Source organism: Microbacterium sp. NPDC055903 (assembly GCF_053615555.1).
Window position 1 is genome coordinate 466,299 of sequence record NZ_JBSHCA010000001.1, and the last position, 24,118, is coordinate 490,416.

21 protein-coding genes and 1 pseudogene are annotated in these 24,118 nt (G+C 69.5%); 6 read left to right on the top strand and 16 right to left on the bottom strand.

What is annotated here, in order from left to right; all coding sequences use genetic code 11:
• Positions 1-55: 55 nt before the first annotated feature.
• Positions 56-3,553, bottom strand: a complete 3,498-nt coding sequence (rpoB, locus tag ACWGJP_RS02110) for a DNA-directed RNA polymerase subunit beta (RefSeq protein ID WP_452328096.1) — start codon at positions 3,551-3,553, stop codon at positions 56-58.
• 206 nt (positions 3,554-3,759) lie between these two features.
• Entirely contained in the window at positions 3,760-4,797 is a 1,038-nt protein-coding gene (locus ACWGJP_RS02115; protein ID WP_452328097.1) for a peptidase C39 family protein, read from the bottom strand.
• Between the two features lie 51 nt (positions 4,798-4,848).
• Here ACWGJP_RS02115 and ACWGJP_RS02120 point away from each other — a divergent pair, with 51 nt between their 5' ends.
• Positions 4,849-5,733, top strand: a complete 885-nt coding sequence (locus ACWGJP_RS02120; RefSeq protein ID WP_452328098.1) for a TIGR01777 family oxidoreductase — start codon at positions 4,849-4,851, stop codon at positions 5,731-5,733.
• Positions 5,734-5,931: 198 nt separating this feature from the next.
• Here the strand turns inward: ACWGJP_RS02120 and ACWGJP_RS02125 are convergent, their stop codons facing one another.
• Genes ACWGJP_RS02125 through ACWGJP_RS02140 form a run of 4 tightly spaced genes read right to left on the bottom strand, consistent with a single transcriptional unit; the run spans position 5,932 to position 10,523 of the window.
• Entirely contained in the window at positions 5,932-7,398 is a 1,467-nt protein-coding gene (locus ACWGJP_RS02125; protein WP_452328099.1) for a glycoside hydrolase family 3 protein, read from the bottom strand.
• Positions 7,395-8,228 carry a carbohydrate ABC transporter permease gene (locus ACWGJP_RS02130; RefSeq protein ID WP_452328100.1) on the bottom strand — a complete coding sequence of 278 codons (834 nt, stop codon included), beginning with the start codon at positions 8,226-8,228 and terminating at the stop codon, positions 7,395-7,397. Before ACWGJP_RS02130 ends, ACWGJP_RS02125 begins: the two co-directional genes overlap by 4 nt.
• Positions 8,225-9,205: a carbohydrate ABC transporter permease gene (locus ACWGJP_RS02135; protein WP_452328101.1), complete on the bottom strand. Its 981-nt coding sequence runs from the start codon at positions 9,203-9,205 to the stop codon at positions 8,225-8,227. The genes ACWGJP_RS02130 and ACWGJP_RS02135 overlap by 4 nt, the downstream gene beginning before the upstream one ends.
• 25 nt (positions 9,206-9,230) lie before the next feature.
• Positions 9,231-10,523 (bottom strand): sugar ABC transporter substrate-binding protein, encoded by a 1,293-nt coding sequence (locus ACWGJP_RS02140; protein ID WP_452328102.1) that lies wholly within the window; start codon positions 10,521-10,523, stop codon positions 9,231-9,233.
• A 138-nt stretch (positions 10,524-10,661) separates the two neighbouring features.
• On the opposite strand from ACWGJP_RS02140, the gene ACWGJP_RS02145 reads away from it, so the two are divergent.
• The 3 genes from ACWGJP_RS02145 to ACWGJP_RS02155 all read left to right on the top strand — a co-directional run bounded on the left by ACWGJP_RS02145 (position 10,662) and on the right by ACWGJP_RS02155 (position 12,659).
• Entirely contained in the window at positions 10,662-11,528 is an 867-nt protein-coding gene (locus ACWGJP_RS02145; RefSeq protein ID WP_452328103.1) for a spermidine synthase, read from the top strand.
• Positions 11,529-11,600: 72 nt separating this feature from the next.
• On the top strand, positions 11,601-12,128 hold the full coding sequence (locus ACWGJP_RS02150; RefSeq protein WP_452328104.1) for a hypothetical protein: 528 nt from the start codon (positions 11,601-11,603) through the stop codon (positions 12,126-12,128).
• A 42-nt stretch (positions 12,129-12,170) separates the two neighbouring features.
• The gene (locus ACWGJP_RS02155) at positions 12,171-12,659 is read left to right on the top strand and encodes a SprT-like domain-containing protein (RefSeq protein WP_452328105.1); all 489 of its coding nucleotides are present in this window, start codon (positions 12,171-12,173) and stop codon (positions 12,657-12,659) included.
• Between the two features lie 15 nt (positions 12,660-12,674).
• On the opposite strand, the gene ACWGJP_RS02160 is transcribed toward ACWGJP_RS02155, so the two are convergent.
• The 10 genes from ACWGJP_RS02160 to ACWGJP_RS02205 form a co-directional block, all read right to left on the bottom strand.
• A complete protein-coding gene (locus tag ACWGJP_RS02160; protein ID WP_452328106.1) occupies positions 12,675-13,334 on the bottom strand; it encodes a 2-phosphosulfolactate phosphatase in 660 nt (219 codons plus the stop codon).
• 30 nt (positions 13,335-13,364) lie between these two features.
• Positions 13,365-14,828, bottom strand: coding sequence for an FtsX-like permease family protein (locus tag ACWGJP_RS02165; protein WP_452328107.1), 1,464 nt, complete (start codon positions 14,826-14,828; stop codon positions 13,365-13,367).
• Positions 14,825-15,586, bottom strand: a complete 762-nt coding sequence (locus ACWGJP_RS02170) for an ABC transporter ATP-binding protein (RefSeq protein WP_452328108.1) — start codon at positions 15,584-15,586, stop codon at positions 14,825-14,827. Before ACWGJP_RS02170 ends, ACWGJP_RS02165 begins: the two co-directional genes overlap by 4 nt.
• Positions 15,587-15,760: 174 nt before the next feature.
• Entirely contained in the window at positions 15,761-16,396 is a 636-nt protein-coding gene (locus ACWGJP_RS02175) for a response regulator (protein ID WP_452328109.1), read from the bottom strand.
• Complete coding sequence (locus ACWGJP_RS02180; protein WP_452328110.1) at positions 16,393-17,619, bottom strand: sensor histidine kinase; 1,227 nt, start codon at positions 17,617-17,619, stop codon at positions 16,393-16,395. Before ACWGJP_RS02180 ends, ACWGJP_RS02175 begins: the two co-directional genes overlap by 4 nt.
• A 74-nt stretch (positions 17,620-17,693) precedes the next feature.
• Positions 17,694-18,485 carry a class I SAM-dependent methyltransferase gene (locus ACWGJP_RS02185; RefSeq protein ID WP_452328111.1) on the bottom strand — a complete coding sequence of 264 codons (792 nt, stop codon included), beginning with the start codon at positions 18,483-18,485 and terminating at the stop codon, positions 17,694-17,696.
• A gap of 32 nt (positions 18,486-18,517) precedes the next feature.
• Positions 18,518-19,735: an AMP-binding protein gene (locus tag ACWGJP_RS02190; RefSeq protein ID WP_452328112.1), complete on the bottom strand. Its 1,218-nt coding sequence runs from the start codon at positions 19,733-19,735 to the stop codon at positions 18,518-18,520.
• Complete coding sequence (locus tag ACWGJP_RS02195) at positions 19,735-20,670, bottom strand: 1,4-dihydroxy-2-naphthoyl-CoA synthase (RefSeq protein ID WP_452328113.1); 936 nt, start codon at positions 20,668-20,670, stop codon at positions 19,735-19,737. Before ACWGJP_RS02195 ends, ACWGJP_RS02190 begins: the two co-directional genes overlap by 1 nt.
• 35 nt (positions 20,671-20,705) lie before the next feature.
• A complete protein-coding gene (locus tag ACWGJP_RS02200) occupies positions 20,706-21,686 on the bottom strand; it encodes a permease prefix domain 1-containing protein (protein WP_452328114.1) in 981 nt (326 codons plus the stop codon).
• A gap of 1 nt (position 21,687) precedes the next feature.
• The gene (locus tag ACWGJP_RS02205) at positions 21,688-22,047 is read right to left on the bottom strand and encodes a PadR family transcriptional regulator (RefSeq protein ID WP_452328115.1); all 360 of its coding nucleotides are present in this window, start codon (positions 22,045-22,047) and stop codon (positions 21,688-21,690) included.
• Positions 22,048-22,132: 85 nt separating this feature from the next.
• On the opposite strand from ACWGJP_RS02205, the gene ACWGJP_RS02210 reads away from it, so the two are divergent.
• Complete coding sequence (locus ACWGJP_RS02210) at positions 22,133-23,152, top strand: GNAT family N-acetyltransferase (protein ID WP_452328116.1); 1,020 nt, start codon at positions 22,133-22,135, stop codon at positions 23,150-23,152.
• A 123-nt stretch (positions 23,153-23,275) separates the two neighbouring features.
• Positions 23,276-23,986 (top strand): annotated as a pseudogene (locus tag ACWGJP_RS02215) (o-succinylbenzoate synthase); the annotation flags it as partial.
• Positions 23,987-24,118: the final 132 nt, after the last annotated feature.

The window sequence follows — 24,118 nt, forward strand, 5'->3', positions numbered from 1 at the left end:
TAGTTCTCCTGTGTCGATTCTTTAAATCAATGTGGGCGACGGAGGCTGACCGAGGTCAGATCTCGTCGATCGAAGCGGACTCGAAGCGGCTGGAGATGTTGATACCCAGCTCTTCTGCTGCGCGGAAGGCCTCGTCGTCGGTGTCGCGGAGGTTGACCGCCGTGCCGTCCGCCGAGAGGACCTCGACGTTCAGGCAGAGCGACTGCATCTCCTTCATGAGCACCTTGAACGACTCCGGGATGCCGGGCTCCTGGATGTTCTCGCCCTTGACGATCGCCTCGTACACCTTGACGCGGCCGAGGATGTCGTCGGACTTGATCGTGAGGAGCTCCTGGAGCGCGTATGCGGCGCCGTATGCCTCGAGCGCCCACACCTCCATCTCACCGAAGCGCTGGCCACCGAACTGCGCCTTACCACCGAGCGGCTGCTGGGTGATCATCGAGTACGGGCCCGTCGAGCGCGCGTGGATCTTGTCGTCCACGAGGTGGTGCAGCTTCAGGATGTACATGTAGCCCACCGAGATCGGCGCCGGGAACGGCTCGCCGGAGCGGCCGTCGAACAGCTGCGTCTTGCCGGAGCTGTCGATCAGGCGCACGCCGTCGCGCGTCGGGGTCGTCGAGTCGAGGAGACCGGAGATCTCCTCCTCGCTCGCACCGTCGAACACCGGGGTGGCGACCTTCGTGCCTGGCGCGACCTCGCGGGCGTGCTCGGGCAGGCGGACCGCCCACTCCGGGGTGCCCTCGACCTTCCAGCCCTGCTTGGCGATCCATCCGAGGTGGGTCTCCAGCACCTGGCCGAAGTTCATTCGACCGGGGATGCCGAGCGGGTTCAGGACGATGTCGACCGGGGTTCCGTCCGCGAGGAACGGCATGTCCTCGATCGGGAGGATCTTCGCGATGACGCCCTTGTTGCCGTGGCGGCCGGCGAGCTTGTCGCCCTCGGTGATCTTGCGCTTCTGGGCGATGTAGACCACGACGCGGCGGTTGACGCCGGAGCCGAGCTCGTCGTCGCCGTCCTCGGCGTTGAACTCCTTGACGGCGATGATCGTGCCCTGCTCGCCGTGCGGCACCTTCAGGGAGGTGTCGCGGACCTCGCGGCTCTTCTCGTTGAAGATCGCGCGGAGCAGGCGCTCCTCGGCGCTCAGCTCGGTCTCGCCCTTCGGCGTGACCTTGCCGACGAGGATGTCGCCGGGGCGAACCTCGGCACCGATGCGGATGATGCCGCGCTCGTCGAGGTCCTTCAGCAGCTCGGGGCTGACGTTGGGGAGGTCACGGGTGATCTCCTCCTTGCCGAGCTTCGTGTCGCGGGCGTCGACCTCGTACTCCTCGATGTGGATCGAGGAGAGGGTGTCGTCCTTCACCAGGTCCTGGCTGAGGATGATCGCGTCCTCGAAGTTGTAGCCCTCCCACGTCATGAACGCCACGAGGAGGTTCTTGCCGAGCGCGAGCTCGCCGTTCTCCGTCGCGGGGCCGTCGGCGATGACCTCGCCGGCCTCGATGCGCTCACCGGCGGAGACGATGACCCGCTGGTTGTAGGACGTGCCCTGGTTGGAGCGGTCGAACTTGCGCAGGTAGTACTCCTGCGTGCCGCCCTCGTCGAGCATGATCACGACGCGGTCCGCGGAGACCTCGCTGACGACACCGGCCTTCTCGGCGGTGATGACGTCACCGGCGTCGATGGCCGCGTAGCCCTCCATACCGGTTCCGACCAGCGGGGAGTCGCTGCGCAGCAGCGGCACGGCCTGACGCTGCATGTTGGCGCCCATGAGCGCGCGCTGCGCGTCGTCGTGCTCGAGGAACGGCACGAGCGAGGTCGCGACCGACACCATCTGGCGCGGCGAGACGTCCATGAAGCCGATCTCCTCGGGGTGGAACAGGTCCACCTCGCCGTCGCGACCGCGACGGGCGAGAACGCGCTCATCGGCGAAGTGACCGTCCTTCTTCAGCACGGCGTTCGCCTGGGCGACGACGTACTCGGCCTCCTCGGAGGCGGTGAGGTAGACGATCTCCTCGGTCACGCGACCGCCGACGACCTTGCGGTACGGGGTCTCGATGAAGCCGAAGGAGTTGATCCGGGCGAAGGTCGCGAGCGAGCCGATCAGACCGATGTTCGGGCCTTCAGGGGTCTCGATCGGGCACATACGGCCGTAGTGCGAGGGGTGCACGTCACGGACCTCGACGCCGGCACGGTCGCGCGAGAGACCGCCGGGGCCGAGCGCGGAGAGGCGGCGCTTGTGGGTCAGACCCGCGAGCGGGTTGTTCTGGTCCATGAACTGCGACAGCTGCGAGGTTCCGAAGAACTCCTTGATCGCGGCGACGACGGGACGCACGTTGATCAGGGTCTGCGGCGTGATGGCCTCGATGTCCTGCGTGGTCATGCGCTCGCGGACGACGCGCTCCATGCGGGACAGACCCGTGCGGACCTGGTTCTGGATGAGCTCGCCGACCGCGCGGATGCGACGGTTGCCGAAGTTGTCGATGTCGTCGACGGCCAGGCGGATCTCCGCCTTCTTGCCTGCACGGATGCCCTCGAAGGTCTCGTCGCCGCGGTGCACGCGGACGAGGTACTTGATCGTGGCGACGATGTCGTCGACCGTCAGCACGGAGTCGGACAGCGAGGCGTCCAGACCGAGCTTCTGGTTGATCTTGTAACGGCCGACCTTCGCGAGGTCGTAGCGCTTCGGGTTGAAGTAGAAGTTGTCCAGCAGCGCGCGGGCGGCCTCAGCGGCGACCTGCTCGCCCGGACGGAGCTTGCGGTAGATGTCGCGCAGCGCGTCTTCCTTGGTGAGGATGGTGTCCTTCGCCAGGGTCTCCTCGATGGAGTCGAAGCCCGCGAACTCCGCGAGGATGTCGTCGCTGGAGAGGCCGAGGGCCTTCAGGAAGACCGTGACGGACTGCTTGCGCTTGCGGTCGATGCGCACGCCGACCTGGTCGCGCTTGTCGATCTCGAACTCGAGCCATGCACCACGGCTGGGGATGACGCGCGCGGAGACGATGTCCTTGTCGCTGGTCTTGTCCGGGGTCTTGTCGAAGTAGACGCCGGGGGAACGCACGAGCTGCGAGACGACGACGCGCTCGGTGCCGTTGATGATGAACGTTCCCTTGTCGGTCTGCAGAGGGAAGTCGCCCATGAAGACCGTCTGGGTCTTGATCTCACCGGTCTGGTGGTTCATGAACTCGGCCTCGACGTACAGCGGGGCGGCGTAGGTCTTGCCGCGCTCCTTGCACTCGTCGATCGAGTACTTCTCCGGCTCCAGGTACGGGTTCGTGAAGCTCAGCTGCATCGTCTCGCTGAGGTCTTCGATCGGAGAGATCTCCTCGAAGATCTCCTCGAGCCCCGAGACCTCGTTGACGTCCTTGCGTCCGGCCTCGCGGGCCTCGGCGACGCGCGTCTTCCACGCGTCGTTGCCGACGAGCCAGTCGAACGACTCGGTCTGCAGCGCGAGAAGGTCGGGGACCGTCAGCGTGTCGGAGATCTTGGCGAACGAGAGGCGGGATGCTCCGCGTCCGTTCTTGGTGGTGGTGGATGTGGATGCGTTGCGAGCAGCAGCCAAGGGAATAACCTCCGTGAGCCCCGCGGGGCTTCTCGAGTCCTTTGTCGTCAGGTGGAGTGCGCGCTCGGATGCTCAACGAGATGCCGACCACCATATGAGGGCACGGAGAAGCGAGCGCAACTACTAACTATAGATCCGATTTCGCGACATGTCCAGTCGAATCCTTGACCAATTTCGGATGCTGCGGTAAAAGCATCCTCGCCCGTTCAGCCGATGCGCACCACGCCCCGGTAGCCGTCCTCCTCGAGGGCGGCCATCTCATCGAGCGAGGAGTCCGCGATCGGCAGCAGATGGGCGTCCAGCCAGGTGTCGCCCGTCGCTCCCGACGTCCACGGGTCCTCGGCGATGAGGGCCCCGCGCACAGCCGCATGGCAGAGCAGCCAATGCGGCACATCGAATCCCTGCATCGTGCGCAGGGAGACGGCGACGAGCATCCGCTCCCCCGCCTCGACGACGGCGCGCATCTCATCGACCGGCATCCGTCGCGGGCGGACGGCGACGCCGGCGGCCGCGGCATCCGCCCTGGACTCCCGCTGCAGCACGGCCCGCCACTGCTGCTCGGCCGGCGGGAGATGACCGATCATCACCGAGCGGTCGGTGTCGAGCGCGACCTCGACCGCGGCATCCGGCCACGTCCGCCGCACGGCGACGCCGAGACCCACCGGCTCGCAGGCGGGGAAGTTCGTCGCGGAGCGCCAGAACGCGAGCTCCGCCGCTCGGTCGAAGCGTCGCGCCGCAGAGTCTCCACCCAGTGCCCGCGCCATCAGGGAGACGACGGCCCCGCACGTGAACGTCTCGGTCTGCCGGTAGTAGGGAGGTTCGACGAGGTCCGCCTCGACGAGCCAGCGCACGTATCCACGCTCGGGCTCGTCGTCGCCGATCGCACTGTCCAGCGGCGTCTGCAGCGGTGCGAAGCCGTGCTCGGACGCCTGCGCGTGGTCGGTGGTCCACCCCTCCCACTTCAGCTGAACGGCACCGCGCGCGATGGCGTGCTCCGCGATCGCCTCGATCAGTGGGGCGAGCTCGCCGGCGGCATCCACGATCTTCAGATAGGCCGCACCGGCACGGGCGGTGACGAGGGCGGCAGCGAGCCAGGCGCCCTCCTCCTCGATCGCGATCACCTCGGGCCGGCGTGCAGAGCGGTCCGCGGATGCCCATCGCGCGATCGTGTCGGCATCGAACAGCACCGTGGCCGCCTCGGGCACGGCATCGGGTGCGTACGACAGGACCAGGGTGCGCGGCATCCGTCCAGACTACGGGCGCCCGCGGGAGCGGCGACGGGTAGGGTGCCGGGTATGAAGATCCTGCTGGCCGGCGCAAGCGGTCTCATCGGCACCGAGGTGGCCAGGCGCGCTGCCGAGGAGCACGAGGTGCAGACCCTGGTTCGTCGCGCGCCGGCGGGAGCTCACGAGCTGCGATGGGATCCCGAGACGGGAGAGATTCCCCAGCGGGCGATCGACGAGGCGGATGCTGTCATCAGCCTCTCCGGTGCGAGCCTGTCGCGCCTGCCGTGGACGAAGAGCTACCGCGCCGAGATCCTGCGGAGCAGAGTCGCCGGCACAGCCGCCATCGCGACGGCGATCGCAGCGAGTCCGACGCCGCCGTCGGCCTGGGTGTCGGCTTCCGCGGTGGGGATCTACGGTGGCAGGCCCGGCGAGACGCTGAGCGAGGAGGCGGATGCCGGAACCGGATTCCTGGCCGACGTCGTCTCCGCGTGGGAGGCGGCGACGCTCGGCGCCGAGAAACGGACCCGCGTCGTACACGCACGGACGGGCCTGGTGCTCGCCGGTGGCGGCGCGCTGAAGCCACTGCTGCTCACGACGCGGCTCGGACTCGGTGCCACGGTGGGCGATGGGCGGCAGCACTGGCCCTGGATCTCCCTCGCCGATGAAGCGCGCGCGCTGCTGCACCTGGCGACGGGATCGCAGCTCGCCGGAGCGGTCAACCTGACCGGCCCTGCGCCGGCGACCTCGAAGGCGGTCACGACGGCACTCGCGCGGGCGCTGCACCGCCCTCACCTGTTCCGATTGCCGGCCTTCGCCCTGCGTGCGGGGATGGGTCTCGCCGCAGATGAGCTGCTGCTCGCCGACCAGCGCGTCGAGCCCGCCCGCCTCCGCGCCGACGGCTTCGCCTGGCAGGTCACGTCGGTCGAGGATGCCGTCGCCGCCGCCCTCGACTGAGATCCCTGAGCCTGTCCCCGTTCCCTGAGCCTGTCCCCGTTCCCTGAGCCTGTCGCCGTTCCCTGAGCCCGTCGAAGGGAACCCCGCAGCACGCTTCGACAAGCTCAGCGAGCGGGAAAGACAACCTCAGCCCCCAGCACGCTTCGACAAGCTCAGCGAGCGGGAAAGACGACGATCTCAGCGAGCGGGAGGCAAGACTCAGCGAGCGGGCGACCCCACCAGCAGGTCGCGCGCCACTTCGGCCGAGACACGGCTCGCCGCTCCGACCTCGATCACGGGCACGGCCAGCTCGCCCTGCACGGGAAGCCCGACGTTCACGACGACAGCATCCGCCGCGCCCTCGACGAGCGCGCGCTGGGCGGGCTCCGTCTCGGGGCGGTCGACGAGGAGGACAAGGCGCCCGCCGGTGGCGCGGGCCTCGGCCAGCGCTTCGGCCACGGCATCCGGGGACGCCGCGGCGAGATCGAGCCGCACCCGGAAGTCCTCCCCCGCCAGCCCGGCCGCGACGTAGTCGGCCGCACTGTCCACGGCGAGCGTCGAACGACGGCGCGCGTCGACCACGGCGAGCGAAGTGGCCTGCTCGATCGGCGCGCCGGCGAAGCTCACCGACCGACGCACGATCTCGCGTGTGTCGACCTCGGCGAACGCGGTCGGCTCGGCGGCGGCCAGCTTCTGCGCGAGAGCGCGCACACGCAATCCCGCCTCGGCGACGCGCTCCCGCGAGAGCGATCCGTCCCGGAGTGCCGCGACGATCGCGTCTCTGGCCGCGAAGAAGTCCCGCTCGTCCTGGTCGGCGTGCGCCGCCGCTCCAGGATTGGTCGGGTTGCCGATGCAGAGCAGATCGGCACCGGCGGCCAGGGCCTTCACCGCTCCCCCGCCGATGCCGACGCTCTCGCGGATCGCGGCCATGTCGAGGGCGTCCGTGATGATGACGCCGTCGAAGCCGAGCGAGCGCAGCCGCCCGAGCACGAGGGCGTTCAGCGTGGCCGGCTCCTCACCCCATGCGGGGACGACGATATGCGCCGTCATGACGGCATCCGCTCCCACCTCGATCGCCGCGCGGAACGGCGCGAGGTGCACGGACTCGACCTCTGCCGGATCCAGCCCGATCACCGGCAGCGCGTGATGGGAGTCGAGGTGCGTATCGCCGTGGCCGGGGAAGTGCTTCACGCACGCGGCCGCGCCGCCATCCTGGATCCCCTCGACGGTCGCTGCGACATGCCGCGACACGAGCGAGGCATCCGCACCGAAAGCGCGCGCGCCGATCACGGGATTACGCGGATCCGTGTTCACGTCGGCGACGGGCCCCAGCACGACGTTGACGCCGGCGGCCAGAGCCCGCCTGGCGAGCTCCCCGCCGACGGCCCTGCTCGCCGAGGTGTCGTCGAGCGTGCCGAGCTGCCATGCTCCGGGGAGCGTCGACCCGGTCGCCGCCTCGAGGCGGGTCACGCTGCCGCCCTCCTCGTCGACGCCGATGAGGACATCGGGGTTCGCGGCGCGCAGCTCGGCGCTCAGCGCGGGGAGCCGGTCGGAGATGTTCTGCGCGAAGTAGACGACGCCGGCGAGGCCGTCGCGGAGCTCGGCGACGAGCCATGCCGGAGCCGAGGTTCCGAAGAACCCCGGCCAGAGCACACCGTTCGCGAGCCGGGTGAGCTCGTCCGTCATCCCTTCACAGCCCCCGAGACGAGGCCGGCGGAGAGCTTGCGCTGCACGATCACGAAGAAGATCATCACCGGGATCGTGATGATGGTGGATGCCGCCATGATGCTGCCCCAGTCGTTGGAGTGCAGACCGAAGAAGGACTTCAGACCGATCGCGACCGTGTACTGGTCGCTCTCTCCTCCGAGCATCGTCATCGCGAAGATGAACTCGTTCCACGCCGTGATGAAGCTGAAGATGCTCGTTGCGACGAGGCCGGGCATCACCAGTGGCAGGAGCACGGAGCGGAACATCCGCCACCAGCTCGCGCCGTCGATGTACGCGGCCTCCTCGAGCTCGACGGGAACGGCCGCGACGAATCCGCGCAGCATCCAGATGCCGAAGGCCAGCGAGAGCGCGACGTAGACGACCATGAGGCCGAGGATGCTGTTGAGCAGCCCGAGGCTCTTCACCTGCAGGAACAGCGGGATCACAAGCGCCTCGAGCGGGACCATCTGCACGATCAGGATCATCATGAGGATCGTCGTGCGGAACTTGAAGCGGAACCGCGCGACCGCGACGGCGGCCAGGAGGCACACCAGGGCGCTCACGAGCACCGTGACCAGTGCGACGATCGCCGAGTTGCGCAGGTAGGTGCCGAAGCCGCCGTCGGTGAGGACGAAGGCGAAGTTTTCCCAGGTGAACTCCTGCGGCAGCAGGGACTGCCCCCCACTGGACGCCTTCGCATCGAAGGCGCTGGAGATCATCCAGTACACCGGGAAGAGCGTGAAGATGAGGATCGCGGCGACGCCGACGCCGAGACCGACGCGGGAGAGGACGGACGGACGGGGGTTCACAGCTCGTCCTCCTTCATGAGCGAGCGGATGTAGACGATCGTGATGCCGATGAGCACGAGGGTCAGCAGCACGGCGAGCGCTGCGCCGAAGCCGTACCGGTTCTGACCGAAGGATTCGACGTACGACCACACGCCGAGGTTGAGCACGGAGCGGTTCGAGCCGGAGCCGCCTGGCATCAGGTAGACCTGCGCGAACACCTTGAAGTCCCAGATCGTGGAAAGGATGATGACCACGGAGAACACGGGGCGAAGCGTCGGGAAGACGATGCTCCAGAACCGACGCCATGCGTTCGCGCCGTCGAGGGCCGCCGCCTCGAGCATCTCCTTCGAGACGCCCAGGAGCCCGGCCAGCACCGTGATGGCGACGAACGGGAAGCCGTGGTGCACGACGTTCAGCAGGACGATCGCGTAGAACGACCACTGGTTGGTGAACCAGTTGACGGACTGGTCGATGAGCCCGAGGTCCTTGAGGACCGTGTTGAAGATGCCGCGGTCGGCATCGAAGATGAAGGTCCAGACGTACGTCCCCGTCACGGCGGGCATCGCCCAGGCGACCATGATGCAACTGGAGACGATGGTGCGCCACAGGGGTCCGAGCCGCTGCAGCAGCAGCGCGACGAGCGTGCCGAGCGCGACGGTGGCGAACACGGCGACGGCGGCGAAGCCGACGGTGTTGGGCAGCACCACCGTCCACAGCGTCGAGTTCGTCAGCGCCTCGACGTAGTTGTCCAGGCCGATGAAGTTCGTCTCGCCGGTGTTGATCTGCCGCAGGCCGTAGTCCTGCAGGGAGTAGATGAACACCTGCACGAGCGGCCAGAGCATCAGCACCGCGAGGATGATGAGCCCCGGCGCCAGCAGGAGCCATGGACGGCTCCTGGCCCAGGTCAGGGTTCGGCCTTTTCGGCCTCCGGCCACGGAGGCGGGGGTGTTACGCCCCGCCTCCGTGGTGGTCGGAACTGGTGCTTGCACCATCGACATGAAGGGTTACTGCCTCACTGAATCGTTACTGGTTGAGCAGTTCGGTCATCTCGGCCGCGGCATCCTTCGTCGCCGTGGCGACGTCCTTCTGCCCGCTGAGGATCGACTGGATCATCGCGTTGGTGGTCTTCTTGGCCTGCACGGCGCCGAAGTTCGGCGTCACGGGAACGGATGCTCCGCCGTCGACCATCTGCTCGGCGAACGGGGCGACGAGCGGGTCGGTCGAGGCGAGCGCCTCTTCCATCGCCGACTGGACGCCGGGGAAGTAGCCGGTCTCGTCGGCCCACTTCTCGGCGAACTCGCCGGTGGTCATCAGCTTGACGAACTCCCAGGCCAGCTCGGGGTTCTTCGTGGTGTTGAAGATCGACAGGTGCGAACCGCCGAGCACGGAGGGGGCGATGCCGCCGTCCTGGCCGGGGATGACCGCGGCGCCGAGCTTGCCCTCGAGGTCGGGGGCCGCCTCGATGATCGCGTTCGGCGTCCAGGAGCCGGAGAGCATCATGGCCACCTCGCCGCGGGTGAATGCGTCGCGGAGGTCGGTCTCCTTCCAGGTGGTCGCACCGGCCGACGAGAAGCCGTGCTCCGTGGCGAGGTCGGTGTAGAACTCGATGCCTGCCTGCGACTCTGCGCTGTCCAGCTCGCTCGTCCAGGTGTCGCCGTCGAGCGTGGCGATCTCGCCGCCCGCGCCCCAGACCCAGGGGTAGACCTGGAACTCGGCGTCGCCGGGAACCGGGAACGGCAGCATCTCGGGGTGCGCGGCCTTGATGGCCTCGCCCGCGGCGATGATGTCGTCCCAGGTCTTGGGAGCCTCGAGTCCGAGCTCTTCGAAGACGTCGGCACGGTAGATGATCGAGCGGACACCGGCGTACCACGGCATGCCGTAGAGCTCTTCGGCGTAGGTACCGGCGACCTCGAGGCCCTCGACGAGGTCATCGCGCAGGCCGTCCTCCGCGTCGACGTACTCGTCGATCGGGAGCAGTGCGCCCGCATCGGCGAACTCCGCCGTCCAGGTGGTGCCGGTCTCGGCGATGTCGGGGGTGGTTCCGCCGGCGATGCCCGTCACGAAGCGGTCATGCGCGTCGGCCCACTGGACCTCTTCGAACTCGACGGTGGCGCCGGTCTGCTCCTCGAACGCGGTCGCGACCTCGTCGAGGAACGCGGTGGAGTCGGGGTTGGTGCCCTGCATGATCCAGACGCTGAGGGTCTGGCCCTCGCCGTCGGCACCGCCGTTGCCGCTGCCGCTGTCGCCTGCACAGGCGGCCAGACCGAGCGTCGCCGTGACGCCGAGCGCCACGACGGGAAGAATGCGCTTCTTCATCGGGTGTATCTCCTCATTGAAAACTGCCTCGACCGCACGGTGTTGCAGGTCGATCAGGAAAAAGTATCCACGACTAACAAACCCCCTGCAACTCCTCGGCGAGATCGTCACACACCCGTAACACGTAGGGTTGACCCCATGGGAAGAGCCCGCGGACGCGACGTCGAGCATCCGCGCGCACGCCTGGACCACGGCGGTGTCGCGACCATCGAGCCGAGCGAGTTCACCAGCGGGTTCGAACTCGTCGTCGACGGGACTCCCCAGTCGCACGTCGACCTCGACGACCCCACGCACCTGCATTTCGAGTACATCGTCCGGATGGGGGCGGTGATCGATCAGCTCCGCGAACCGGGCGATACGCTGACCGCCGTGCACCTGGGAGCCGGCGCGATGACGATCCCCCGGTACATCGAGGCCACCAGGCCCGGCTCCCGCCAGCAGGTGATCGAGTTGGAGGCTCCGCTGGCGGCGCTCGTCCGCGAGCATCTGCCGCTGCCGCGTTCGGCAGCCATCCGCATCCGGATCGGCGACGCAAGGCAGGGAGTGGGCCGCCTGCCCGCCGCTCTCACGGGCGCGTGCGATCTCGTCGTCTCGGACGTCTACTCGGGTGCGCAGACCCCGGCGCACCTCACGAGTCTGGAGTTCTATCGGGAGCTGTCGACCCTACTCTCCCCCGGCGGCGTGCTCCTCGTCAACGTCGCCGACGGACCAGGCCTCGCGTTCGCCAGGCGCCAGGTCGCGACCATCTCCGCCGTGCTCGGCGAGGTCGCTGTGCTCGCCGACACGCAGGTGCTGAAGGGCAGGCGATTCGGCAACCTCGTCATCGCCGCCTCGGCATCCCCCTTGCCGACGCACTGGCTGCCTCGGATGCTCGCCGCCGGCCCCCACCCGGCGAAGATCGCGCAGGGCGCTGAGGTCGCGGCCTTCACGCAGGGGGCTCGCATCGTCACGGATGCCGACGCGACGGCCTCCCCGAAGCCGGACGCCTCGATCTTCCTTCGCTGACGCGGGCGTGCCGCCGCCGAGCGGAGCGGACGCGCAGGCAGACTGGAAGGGCAGTGTGCGGAAGGAGATCACATGAGTTTCATCCGGGGGTACGACTCCGAGACGCTTCGCGAAGTGGTCGATCCCTCCGAATGCGCACGGCGTCTCGCCGAGATCGAGGAGCAGCGCAGCCTGCCGGCGATGCTCGAGCGGGTCTGGCTGCTGAAGGTCCTCGACCGCCTCGACGAGGCGCTCGCCCTCTCCGAGGAGACGGTGCGACAGGCTCGCATGGCCGGCACGCGCAAGGATGTGCTGCGCGCCCGCGTCCTGCACGCGACCATCCTGCAGCTCCGTGGTGCGCATGCCGCGGCGGATCAGGTCCTCGCTGCCTGCGCGGACGAGGCGGAGGGTCAGCGCTGGGCGTCGATCGCCGCCTTCGCGCACCAGCACAGAGGCAAGAACGCCTATGAGGCCGAAGAGTACGAGCAGGCGAAGGACAGCCTGAAGCGCGCGCTGTTCCTGCGCCGCGAGCTCGGCGCCGACGACAACGACCTGCAGACGCTCCTCCTCGCCATCGAGGCCGTCGAGCGCCGACGGATGTCTCAGCCGGTCGCGATCTGATCCCTCGCCCCCGATGTCGTCGGTGTGATCTAGCCTGAGATCATGGCCGAGTTGGACCGTGTGCGCACCTGGGGCGAAGCGCTCATCCGGATGCATCTCGATGCGAGCTGGACGTTCGGATTCGACAACGCCAAACGGCGTGCGGGGCAGTGCGACTACCGCGCGAAGCGGATCACCGTGTCGCGGTATCTGGCTGCGCGCTTCGACGACGACGACATCCACCAGGTGCTCCTGCACGAGGTCGCGCATGCGCTGGCGGGCCACCAGGCGGCGCACGGCCCTGCCTGGAAACGGATCGCCCGCGAACTGGGCTACGTCGGCGGGACCACGCATCATGGCGAGACGGCGAACGAGCTCGCACCCTGGGTCGGCCGTTGCCCGGCGGGCCATGTGACGTACCGCCACCGTCGGCCCGCCAGGGCCACCAGCTGCGCGAAGTGCTCGCGCACCTTCGATCCCCGCTTCGAGTTCACCTGGACGAGGCGCGAGATCACCGCGGCCACGAGACTCGCCGCCCAGACGCCCCGCTGAGGCGGCAGGGCGGCGTCAGGAGAAGGCGACGAAGACGCCGTCCTCCAGCACCGGCACGACATCGCTCGCATCGAGCTCTGCGGCCGACTCGACGCTCGAGGGCACGAGCCCGAATGCCTGGATGCGCGCCGTCGCGTCGACGCCTTCCGCCAGCTCGCGTCCGGAGCCGGACGCCGACAGCAGGTGCCGCATGGCCCGGCGGAGCCCCCGCGCGGACTCGCACGCGGCAGCGGCCTCCGGCGAGGTGTGGTCGATGCCGAGGTCGCTGAGCGCCGCGATGATCGCCCCGGCGCCGAGGTGGTCCTCGACGGCGAAACGCAGCCCGCCGTCCGGCGTCCGCTCCCCTGCGGCGATCACGGACACCGAGGTGCGCGCCTTGCGCCTGTCCTGCACGGCAAGCACCGCCCGTGCGACCGCCGCTGCATTGCGGATGCCGCCGATGAGGACGGTCTCAGCACCGACCGCCGCGGCGACGACGGCCGCGCCGTTGGCCGACCAGCCGGTCGCATCCTCGAGCTCCACAGGGCGCGCGTCGGCGACGGCATCCGTCACGATCGAGGAGAACCGCAGGACGTCGACGACCACCACGATGTCGGCGGGCGCGAGCCGGCCGAGCCCTTCGACCCCCCACTCGAGGCGGACCTGGTAGGTGGACTGGTCGAAGGGCTGCGACATGGTTCCAGCTTAGGGCGCGGCCAGGACCGCTCAGTCGACGGCCAGCGCCTCCACGGGAGCGACCCGCGTCGCCAGACGCGTCGGCGTCGCCGCGGCGACGAGCGTCAGGACCGCGGTGGCGATCACGATGACCGCGACGGGGATCCACGGCACCGCAGGAGCCACCAGGCCCGCCGTGTCCTCGAAGAGCGGAGGCATCCTGATGGAGCCGAGCAGCGACTGCGCGGCGATCCAGCCGTAGGCGACGCCCAGCACGAGGCCGGTCGCGGTCGCGGTGACCGTGATGTGCAGCGCTTCGAGCAGGATCATCCTCCGCACCTGCCCGTTGGACAGGCCGATCGCCCGCAGCAGCCCGAGTTCGCGCCGTCGCTGCACCACCCCGATGGTCAGGAGGTTGACGAGCCCGACGGCGGCGATGACGGCCGAGATGCCGACGAGCACCATCATGACCGCGGCGAAGCTGTCCATGATGACAGCGAACTGAGGGTCGAGCGCGCCCCCCGATGCCTTGGTGAGCAGCGCCTTCACCGACTCGAGGGCGACGGCGAACATCGTCACAAGGGTCACGCCCATCACGACGCCGATCGTCATGCGGCTCGATCGCTCTGGATAGCGCAGGGCGTTCTCCGCGGCGAGACGGGCCGTCGCAGACCCGCCGAACAGGCGCCCGACCAGCCGGAGCAGTGGCGGCATGACGAGCACGGCGCCGAGCGAGAGCCCGGTGAACGAGAGCAGGCCGCCGAAGAACGCGACGATCACGCCGAGCGGTGTGACCAATCCGATCAGGATGCCGAAGACCAGCAGCGCGATGCCGAGGACGAGCAGGATCAGCGCGCCGACATGACGCGCCGGCCGGGAGGCGGCATCCTCGTGCGTGCGCTCGACGGATCCGCCGATGGCCTGCAGCGGCGTGACCGCGAGCACACGGCGGGACCCAGCCCAGGCGGCGGCCCAGGTGGTCAGGGCGACGCCCAGTGCCGGGATGACGATCGCCGGCTGAGCGAGCGTGAACGCGTCGACGCCCCCGATCACCCGATCCGCGACGAGCACCCCGCCCGCCGCGACAAGAAGGCCGGCGACGAGGCCGACGGCGGCGCCGATGACGCCCACCACGAGTCCCTGCCTCGCGACTGCCACCCGCTGGGAGCGTGCGCTTGCGCCGATGAGGCGCATGAGCGCGATGCTGCGCGTGCGGCCGGCGATGATCGTCGAGAAGGTGTTCGCCGTGACGATCGCCGCCACGTACAGCGCGACGCCGACGAGCAGCACCGAGAGGATGGCGGTGACGACGGCGAGGGTCTCGCTGTCGCCGATGTACGGATCCGCCGCGAGCATGTCCCCGATGTAGACGGTGGCCTCCACGAGCACCGTTCCGAGTGCTGCGGCGAGCGCGGAGACGAGGATGCTCGCACCCATGCCGCGCTCGCGCAGCCAGCCGAAGCGAGGCCCTGTCCGCGCGGTGTCCGGCACGGTGGCCGCCGTGATCGCGGTCATGCCGCCACCTCCGCGGCGAGCATGTACGCCGCGATCTGCTCAGCGCTCTGGCGGGGGTGATCCGCCACGATGCGTCCGTCGCCGAGGTAGAGGACGCGGTCGGCGTGGCTGGCCGCGATGGCGTCGTGCGTGACCATCGCGATGGACTGGCCGTGTTCGCGGCTCGCCGCCGACAGGAGTCGGAGCACCTCGCGGCCCGTCGCGGAGTCGAGGTTTCCGGTGGGCTCGTCGGCGAAGACGAGGTCGGGTGCGGTGGCGAGCGCCCTGGCGATCGCCACGCGCTGCTGCTGTCCGCCGGAGAGCTGATGAGGGCGATGGCGAAGACGTGCGCCGAGACCGAGCGTCTCAACGAGGCCGTCGATGCGCGCCCGCTCGATCGCGCTCGGACGCCGTCCGTCGAGTTCGAACGGGAGCATGATGTTGCCGAGCGCATCCAGCGTCGGCACCAGATTGAAGGCCTGGAAGATGAATCCGACCCGGCGGCGGCGCAGGATCGTGAGGTCGAGGTCGCCGAGACCGGTGATCTCGGTGTCCCCGATCCAGGCACGTCCCTCGGTGGGAGCGTCGAGGCCCGCCATGATGTGCATGAGGGTGGACTTGCCGGAGCCGGACGGTCCCATGATGGCGGTGAACTGCCCCCGGCGGATGCCGACGCTGACGTCGTCGAGCGCGTGGACGGTGCTCTCGCCGGTGCCGTAGGACTTCTTCAGGTGCTGGACGCGGGCGGCGAGCCCGAGGTCGGTGGTCGTGATCTCCATGCCTTCAACGCTAGGAATCCGCCTCCGCCGCGTCATCGCTCTGGCGGATCATCCTCATACATCCCAAGGATGACCCCACCCTGCAACACCACGCCGAGACGACGTCGGGTCGACGTCGTCTCGGCGTGGTGTTGCAGTCTCGAGGTCAGGCGAGGCCGTGCTGCGGTTTCGGGATCAGGCCAGGCCGTGTTCGAACGCGAAGACGACGAGCTGCACCCGGTCGCGCAGGGCGAGCTTGGTGAGGATGCGGCTGATGTGGGTCTTCACGGTCGCCTCGCTGAGATACTCGCGTCCGGCGATCTCGGCGTTGGAGAGCCCGCGCGCGGCGAGGGCGAAGATCTCGCGCTCGCGCTCGGTCAGTTCGGCGTACTGAGACGGAACGGGTTTGGCGGCCTCGGCGAAGTGGGCGAACAGGTCGCGCGTGGCGGACGCGGCGATGACGCTCGAGCCTGCGTGCACCGTGCGGATCGCGGCGAGGAGGAACTCGGGGTCGGCATCCTTCAGCAGGAACCCGCTCGCCCCCTGCCTGATCGCCCGCGCGGCGGCCTCGTCGAGGTCGAACGTCGTCAGCATCACGACCTTGGGCGGATCGGGCTGCTCGAGCAGCCGTGCGGTCGCGGTCAGGCCGTCCATCACCGGCATCCGGATGTCCATCAGGACGACATCGGGCCTCGTCCTGGCGATGACCGCGAGAGCCTCCTGCCCGTCGCCGGCTTCGCCGACCACGTCGAGGTCGGGCTGCGAGTCCACGACCATGCGGATCCCCGCACGGAAGAGGGCCTGATCGTCGACGAGCGCGACTTTGATCATGCGGTCTCCTCCTCTGCGGTGTGCTCCTCATCCTGGCGCGCGTCGACCGGCCCGATGGGCAGCCGCGCCCTGACCACGAACATCCGCCCCTCCCGCTCTGCGCGGAGCACCCCGCCGACGAGCTGGGTGCGCTCGCGCATGCCGATGATGCCGTGCCCTCCCCCGAGCCCGGCCTGGTGCGCCTCGTCGACGGCGTTGGACACCGAGAGCGAGACGTGATCCGGATGCCATGCCAGGCGGATGTCCACGTCCTGCCCTCCGCCATGCCTGAGTGCGTTGGTGAGCGCCTCCTGGAGGATGCGGTAGACGGCGAGCTGGATCGATGCCGGAGGCTCCCCCGGAGGCATCGGATCGATGGTGATATCGGGCTCGATGCCGGCCTGGCGCACCTGCGCGAACAGCGCCTCGAGGTCCGCCAGCGTCGGCTGCGGTCCCTCGCCCTGCCTGTGCCGCAGCTGTGTCAGCAGCATCCGCACATCGCTCAGCGCGCCCCGCGCGGTCTGCCCGATCGTCGTCAGTGCCGCCGTCGCGGCGTCGGGGTCGGCCGCTGCGGCATAGCGGGCGCCGTCGGCCTGGGCGATGACGACGGCGAGCGAGTGCGCGACGACATCGTGCATGTCGCGTGCGATCCGCACCCGCTCCTGCTCCTCCGCCGTCGCGATCTCCGCACGGCGCTGCGCTTCGCGGATCCGACGGGAGCGCAGCACCATCCGCCAGCCGAAACCGGCGACCCACGAGAACCCGAGCGCGAGCACGGAGACGAGGATCAGCAGCGTCGCCGCGGCGAACGTGATGCCGAGCCCCGCTCCGACCCCGTTGTTGATCACGGCGATGTAGACGCCCGCGATCAGCGCTCCCGCGCCGGCGGAGATGAGGCCTGCCCACATCACGCGCCTGGTGCCCCACGCCGCTGTCGCGTAGAGGACCATGAGGATGGCCACGTTGATCGGCAGTGGGGACAGTCCCGCCCCCATCTGCACGAGCGCCCCCGCCCACGCAGCCCCGAGCGCAATGCCGGGGGCGAGCCTTCCGATGGCCACCGCCCCGCATTGGAGGACCGCGGCGAGGACCGTCGCGCCGATGCCGGCGGCCTCGGATATCGCGATGTAGGACAGGCTCCCCGGCGCGTAGAGCACGAGGGAGAGGGGCGTCATGACCGCGAACAGCGCGACGGCGCCCGCGACGTCGAGGACGAGGGCGAGTCGGGACAGCGAACGGATCACACGTTTCACGCTACGCGACCGGGATGCGCGGGACATCCGCCTGCAGATGTATCCGGCTCCGCGCGACACGCGGCTCAGGCGAGCGCGACGATCTCACCGTGCGGCAGGAGGAACCATCCGTCGTCGGCCTCGGCCCACGCGAGCCAGGCAGCGCTGATGCGCTGCAGATCGGCGGCGGTGGCAAGACCCTCGCGCGTGAGCTGCCGGGCGAGCGCGGACTCCAGGATGCGCTCGGCCCACAAGCCGCCCCACCACGCGCGCTCCTCGGGGGTGGAGTAGCACCAGGTGGATGCCGTCGCCGTGACGTCCTCGAAGCCCGCGGCCTTGGCCCAGGAGAGCAGCCGCCGTCCGGCATCCGGCTCGCCGCCGTTCGCGCGCGCGGCCTCGCGGTACAGGCGCAACCACTCGTCGAGCTCGCCGAGCAAGGGGAACCAGATGAAGCCCGCATAGTCGGCGTCACGCGCCGCGACGACGCCGCCTGGCTTGGCCACCCTGCGCATCTCGCGTAGCGCCTGCACGGGATCGGCGACGTGCTGGAGCACCTGGTGGGTGTGGACGATGTCGAAGGAGTCGTCCTCGAAGCCCAGCGCGTGGACGTCCTCGACCGAGAACGAGACGTTCTCCAGGCCCTGCTCGCGCACGGCGCGCCGCGAGAGGTCGAGTTCGGCCTCGCCGATCTCCGTCGCGGTCACGCGGGCGACACGGGTGGCGAAGTCCGCCGTGATCGTGCCAGGACCGGCGCCGATGTCGAGGAGCGATGCATCCGGCGAGAGGTGCGCGCTCAGGTACTCCGCGGAGTTCGCGATGGTCCGGTTGCTGTGCGAGCGCAGCACCGACTCATGATGCCCATGGGTGTAGTTCGCCATCGCACCAGTCTGGCGCAGGTTCGACTGCGCACTCAGCGCAGCTCGGCGGCCAGTCGCCGGATGGTCTCCCGGTCCGGCTTGCCGGACGGCAGCGTTGCGAGCGCATCGACGAGGAAGAGCCGCGCGGGGCGCGCGTGCTTGCCGAGTGCCTCGGCGACGGCCTCGCGGGCGTGCGCGAGCTGCTCCGGCTCGCTGCGTCGCAGTGCCTCACCCCGCGCCGCGACGATGACGGATGCCTCGCCCCATCGCTCGTCGTCGACACCGACGACGACGGCGCCGGCGAGCCCAGGGACGGCGCGCACGATCCGTTCGACCCTGTCGAGCGACACGTTGATCCCGCCGGAGACGATGACGTTGTCCGCCCGGCCGTGCACCCGCACGATGCCGTCTTCGACGATGCCCAGGTCTCCCGTCCGATACCAGCGGATGCCGTGCTCATCGCGGAGGAAGACCCGCTCGCTCAGCGCCGGATCGCCGAGATAGCCATCGGCCAGCATCGGGCCCGCGATGTGCAGCTCCCCGTCGACGCTTCGGACCTTCACGGTGTCCAGAGGGGCGCCGTCGTAGACGCATCCGCCGCTCGTCTCGCTCGAGCCGTAGGTGCGCACGATCCGCACACCGAGATCGGCGGCGCGCTCCCTGAGCGCTTCCGGAAGCGCCTGGCCGCCGACGAGGATCGCCCGATAGGCCCGCAACGCGCTGAGGACGACGGCGTCGTCCGACGCATCCAGCAGCGTCGACAGCTGCGCGGGCACGAGCGAGGTGTAGAGCTCGGGGATGCTCGCGGCACCCCCGCGCCCTGAGCCACCGCTCCCGCGCCCTGAGCCACCGCTCCCGCGCCCTGAGCCTGTCGAAGGGCGCAGCATTCCCAGCGTCGCCTCCGCGAAGGAGCGCGGCGAGAACCGCCCGGCGAGGATCGTCGGCTCGGTCCCTGCGAGGTGCGAACGCACGAGCACCTGGAGCCCGGCGACGTACCCGGCCGGCAGCGCGAGCAGCCAGCGTCCCGATCCGATCCTCGCGGCGGTCGCCTCCGCGCTCGCGCGCAGCGCCTCGGCGCTCAGGGCGACCCGCTTCGGAACGCCCGTCGATCCCGAGGTGGTGATCACGACCGCCGTGCCGGATGGCACGTGCTCCCTGTCCGCATCCGGCAGGGCGCCGAGCGCGAGCGCCGGCCCGCCGTCGAGCGCCGCGCGGAGCATCCGCTGCACCTCGAGCGGATCGTCGCCGGAGACGGGGAGCAGCGCGACCATCAGTAATGCCAGGGGAAGGACGACCAGTCCGGGTCGCGCTTCTCGAGGAACGAGTCGCGCCCCTCGACGGCTTCATCCGTGCCGTAGGCGAGGCGGGTGGCCTCGCCGGCGAACACCTGCTGCCCGACGAGCCCGTCGTCCACGGCGTTGAAGGCGAACTTCAGCATCCGGATCGCGGTGGGCGATTTGGTGAGCACCGTGCGCGCCATGCGCAGCGCCTCGCGCTCGAGCTCCTCGTGAGGGACGACGCGGTTCACCGCGCCCATCTCGTATGCGCGCTGCGCGGAGTACTCCTCGGCGAGGAAGAAGACCTCGCGCGCGATCTTCTGACCGGTCTGGCGGGCCATGTAGGCCGATCCGTAGCCCGCGTCGAAACTGCCGACGTCGGCATCGGTCTGCTTGAAACGACCGTGCTCCGCGCTGGCGATGGTGAGATCGCAGACGACGTGCAGGGAGTGTCCCCCGCCGGCCGCCCATCCGGGGACGACCGCGATGACGACCTTCGGCATGAAGCGGATCAGCCGCTGGACCTCCAGGATGTGCAGCCGCCCGAGCGATGCGGCGTTCGGCACCGGCGCTTCCCCGCTCGCTGAGCCTGCTTCCCCGCTCGCTGAGCCTGTCGAAGCGTACTTGTACCCGTCCCGTCCGCGGATCCGCTGATCACCGCCGGAGCAGAACGCCCAGCCGCCGTCCTTCGGGCTCGGACCGTTGCCGGTCAGCAGGACGGCGCCGATCCGGGCATCCTGTCGCGCGATGTCCAGTGCGCGGTAGAGCTCATCGACGGTGTGGGGCCGGAAGGCGTTGCGCACCTCGGGGCGGTTGAAGGCGATGCGCGCGACGCCGCCGTCGACGGAGACATGGGCGGTGATGTCGGTGTACGCCTCGGCGCCGGGTGCGAGCACCCATTCCGCCGGGTCGAAGAGCTCGGAGACCATGGAACCAGCCTATTCCCGAGCCCTTCGACCGGCGATCATGCCGCCCGACGCGCCTTGCGCCAGCCGTCTGCGGCATCCCAGCCGCTGATGCCGATGATGCATGCCCCCAGCAGCACCGCGAGGATGCGCAGGATGCCGCCCTCGTCCGCGGCCTCGGCGTCTCCTGCGGCGAAGCCGGCCCCGCCCGCCTCTGTGACGAAGGAGAGGAACTCCGGGTTCACGAGCTGACCCGTCGCGAGCAGCGTCACACCGGCGATCGCGAACACGACGGCGAGGGCGGTGTTGACCGCGGCGAGCGCGCGCGTCCAGTTCCCGCGCCCGTAGACGGCGAAGGCGATGGCACCCTCCAGGCCCATGATCACGAAGAGCACGGCGATCCCCCATGGCCACAGCGCGGGGTTCAGGATCGGGATGTGCTCGCCGCCGGTCGGGAAGAACCCGCGGAAGTGGTCCCAGAGCACGGCTCCGGCCGAGATGAGCAGGAAGACGACCGAGCCGATCAGCTCGCTCCGCCCCGCTCCCTGTTCGGTGGGCTCGGGGAGCATGTCCACGTTCCAGGTCAGCCCGGTCTCAGCACCAGTGCGCTCGAGGACGGCGAAGACGAGGGTGACCCAGAAGCACAGATGCACGATCACGGAGACCGTGACACCGACCGTCTGGCTGATCACCTCGCCGATCGGCGCGTTCGAGATCGTCAGCCCGAGGCCGACGGCGAAGGCGACGGAGATCGGCACGATCCACAGCAGCAGTTTCAGCAGTCGCAGCCAGGTGAGGTAGTACCGGGGCCCGATCAGCTGCAGCGGCCGGTCCGCGTAGCCGGCGGCGAGGATGCCGGGGTCGCCGAGCCCGGTCAGAACGGCGCGCTCGGCATCCGCCTGACGCTCGCCCTGCTCGATCCGTGCCTCGACGGCGTCGGCGATGGAGGCCTCGAGCTCGTCCCTGACGTCGTCCTGCATCGTCGGTCGGAGGCTCTTGACGGTGGCGGCGATGTACCGCTCGGTCAGCGTGGTGGTCATCTCAGTTCTCCTCTTCCGCATCGTCTGCGGAATCCGTGGGGTCTGTCAGCGTGGCGATCGCGCCGGTCAGCGCGAGCCATTCCTGCGTGAGGATGTCGGCAAGGCGGATGCCATCGTCCGACGTGCGGTAGAACTTGCGGGGTCTGGATTCCTCGGTGTTCCACTCGCTGTTCAGGTAGCCCTGCTTCTCGAGACGCCTGAGCAGCGGGTACAGCGTGTTCGCGTCCGTCGCGAACCCGTGAGCATCGAGCTTCTCGAGCAGGCCGTACCCGTATCCGGAGTCGCGCAGCAGCTGCAGGCAGGCCAGGACGACCGTGCCGCGGCGCAGTTCCTGCAGGTGGGTATCGAGCGTTTCGTCCATGTCGAGCACATTACTGTGTGTCACACACTATTGTCAACGATGCATCCTCGTGCGACCCACCAGCGCATCCGGTACCGTCGATCGCATGCCCATCGAGCTCGTTCGCATCGACCCTTTCGACGACGCGGCGGTGACCGCATGGTGGCGGATCTACGCACGAGCGGAGCGCGCCGACCGGGGTGAGGACATCCCGGTGTGGACGCTCGGCGAATCGCGCCACGAGCTTCAGCAGCGCACCTCGGCGTTCGACCGTCGGGCATACCTCGCCCTCGAGACCGACGAGATCGTCGGCGCGGGGCGGCTCGCCCTCCCCCTGCAGGACAACCTCCGCACCGCATCCATCGGTGCGCACGTCGAGCCGGAGCACAGACGTCGCGGCATCGGCTCCGCCGTGCTCAGCGCCCTGGAATCCGAAGCGTCCAAGGCGGGCCGCAGCATCCTGACCGCGCAGGTCTCATGGCCCTACGAGGCAGGCGAGGACGGCGCCGGCGCCGCCGGCCGCGAGTTCGCACGCAGGCACGGCTACGACCTCGCGCTCGGCGACGTGCAGTCCCGACTGGACCTTCCCGTGGACCCCGCGCTGCTCGACGATCTCGCCGCCTCCGCGACGCACGGAGCATCCGGGTTCACCCTCCGCTCGTGGCGCGGACCCGTCCCCGAGGAACTCCTGCAGGGCTGGGCGGAGCTCTACGCCGAGATCGACACCGAGGCGCCGACGGGAACGCTGGACGTCGAGGCGACGGTCGTGTCGCCCCAGGGCATCCGCGAGGAGGAGGATCTGCTCGCGGCGCAGAACAGGATCTCCTTCGGCACGATCGCCCTCGACTCACGGGGACGCGCGGTCGCCTACACCCAGCTCGTCGTCTCCGGCGACGACGGCAACTCCTACCAGTGGGGAACCCTCGTCCGCCCCGAGGCCAGGGGCAACGGGCTCGGGATGGCGGTGAAGATCGCGAACCTCAGGATGCTGGAGCGGCGGTTCCCCGCCGTGCGCCACGTGTACACCTACAACGCCGGCGTGAACGCGCACATGCTGGCCATCAACACCCGACTCGGCTTCCGCCCGAGCGAGCGCATGGGAGAGTTCCAGAAGCGCCTGGGCTGAGCGGCGGCCGGGCCGAATACCGGGCGGTGGGACCGCCGACACGGCGCGCCATCACCCGACACGCCGAACCGGCACCGGGCCGTCCGGGATTCGGTACGTGGGCGCGAGGAGCACAATGGGCTCATGCTCCCCGCACTCGATGACCTGCTCGCCACCGCCCGCGTCGTCGCGCTGCCGATGGCGACCCGATTCCGGGGCGTCGATGTGCGCGAGGCCCTGCTCTTCGAGGGCCCGCAGGGTTGGGCGGAGTTCTCGCCGTTCGTCGAGTACGAGGATGCCGAGGCGGCGGTCTGGCTGGCCGCGGCGATCGACTTCGCCTGGGAAGCGCAGCCCGAGCCCGTGCGCTCCGAGGTCCGTGTCAATGCGACCGTCCCCGCCATCGCCGCCGGCGGCGTGGGCGAGCTCCTCGCCCGCTTCCCCGGATGCAGGACGGCGAAGGTGAAGGTCGCCGAGCGCGGGCAGGTCCTCGCCGATGACATCGCCAGGGTGCGCGCGGCGCGCGCCGTGCTCGGGCCGGAGGGCCGCATCCGCATCGATGCGAACGGGGCCTGGAACGTCGACGAGGCCGAGCATGCGCTGCACGCCCTCGCCGAGTTCGACCTGGAATACGCCGAGCAGCCATGCCTCGACATCGACGAACTCGCCGAGCTGCGTCGCCGGGTCGCCTATATGGGCATCCCGATCGCCGCAGACGAGAGCGTGCGGAAGGCATCCGATCCGCTTGCCGTGGCGCGCGCCGGCGCCGCCGACATCCTCGTCATCAAGGCACAGCCGCTCGGAGGCATCCGCCGGGCCGTGGACATCGTCGCGCACGCCGGATTGCCGGCCGTCGTGGGGGGGGGGGGGGGGGCCCCCCCGGGGCCCCCCCCCCCCCCCCGGGGGGCCCCGTCGGACCCCCGGGAGGGGGTGGACCGCTGTAGTTAAAAAAACATAACCGGCCGCCGAAAGATATTGTGTTTTTTAAAG

What these genes read in the sequence shown, in the direction of transcription:
- ACWGJP_RS02140 (WP_452328102.1), bottom strand. Translation starts at nt 10,523, where the DNA reads ATGAAGAAGCGCATTCTTCCCGTCGTGGCGCTCGGCGTCACGGCGACG.
- ACWGJP_RS02115 (WP_452328097.1), bottom strand. Translation starts at nt 4,797, where the DNA reads ATGCCGCGCACCCTGGTCCTGTCGTACGCACCCGATGCCGTGCCCGAG.
- ACWGJP_RS02160 (WP_452328106.1), bottom strand. Translation starts at nt 13,334, where the DNA reads ATGTCGCAGCCCTTCGACCAGTCCACCTACCAGGTCCGCCTCGAGTGG.
- ACWGJP_RS02175 (WP_452328109.1), bottom strand. Translation starts at nt 16,396, where the DNA reads ATGATCAAAGTCGCGCTCGTCGACGATCAGGCCCTCTTCCGTGCGGGG.
- ACWGJP_RS02195 (WP_452328113.1), bottom strand. Translation starts at nt 20,670, where the DNA reads ATGGTCTCCGAGCTCTTCGACCCGGCGGAATGGGTGCTCGCACCCGGC.
- ACWGJP_RS02190 (WP_452328112.1), bottom strand. Translation starts at nt 19,735, where the DNA reads ATGGTCGCGCTGCTCCCCGTCTCCGGCGACGATCCGCTCGAGGTGCAG.
- ACWGJP_RS02205 (WP_452328115.1), bottom strand. Translation starts at nt 22,047, where the DNA reads ATGGACGAAACGCTCGATACCCACCTGCAGGAACTGCGCCGCGGCACG.
- ACWGJP_RS02170 (WP_452328108.1), bottom strand. Translation starts at nt 15,586, where the DNA reads ATGGAGATCACGACCACCGACCTCGGGCTCGCCGCCCGCGTCCAGCAC.
- ACWGJP_RS02120 (WP_452328098.1), top strand. Translation starts at nt 4,849, where the DNA reads ATGAAGATCCTGCTGGCCGGCGCAAGCGGTCTCATCGGCACCGAGGTG.
- ACWGJP_RS02135 (WP_452328101.1), bottom strand. Translation starts at nt 9,205, where the DNA reads ATGTCGATGGTGCAAGCACCAGTTCCGACCACCACGGAGGCGGGGCGT.
- ACWGJP_RS02125 (WP_452328099.1), bottom strand. Translation starts at nt 7,398, where the DNA reads ATGACGGACGAGCTCACCCGGCTCGCGAACGGTGTGCTCTGGCCGGGG.
- ACWGJP_RS02155 (WP_452328105.1), top strand. Translation starts at nt 12,171, where the DNA reads ATGGCCGAGTTGGACCGTGTGCGCACCTGGGGCGAAGCGCTCATCCGG.
- ACWGJP_RS02200 (WP_452328114.1), bottom strand. Translation starts at nt 21,686, where the DNA reads ATGACCACCACGCTGACCGAGCGGTACATCGCCGCCACCGTCAAGAGC.
- ACWGJP_RS02185 (WP_452328111.1), bottom strand. Translation starts at nt 18,485, where the DNA reads ATGGCGAACTACACCCATGGGCATCATGAGTCGGTGCTGCGCTCGCAC.
- ACWGJP_RS02145 (WP_452328103.1), top strand. Translation starts at nt 10,662, where the DNA reads ATGGGAAGAGCCCGCGGACGCGACGTCGAGCATCCGCGCGCACGCCTG.
- ACWGJP_RS02150 (WP_452328104.1), top strand. Translation starts at nt 11,601, where the DNA reads ATGAGTTTCATCCGGGGGTACGACTCCGAGACGCTTCGCGAAGTGGTC.
- ACWGJP_RS02210 (WP_452328116.1), top strand. Translation starts at nt 22,133, where the DNA reads ATGCCCATCGAGCTCGTTCGCATCGACCCTTTCGACGACGCGGCGGTG.
- ACWGJP_RS02165 (WP_452328107.1), bottom strand. Translation starts at nt 14,828, where the DNA reads ATGACCGCGATCACGGCGGCCACCGTGCCGGACACCGCGCGGACAGGG.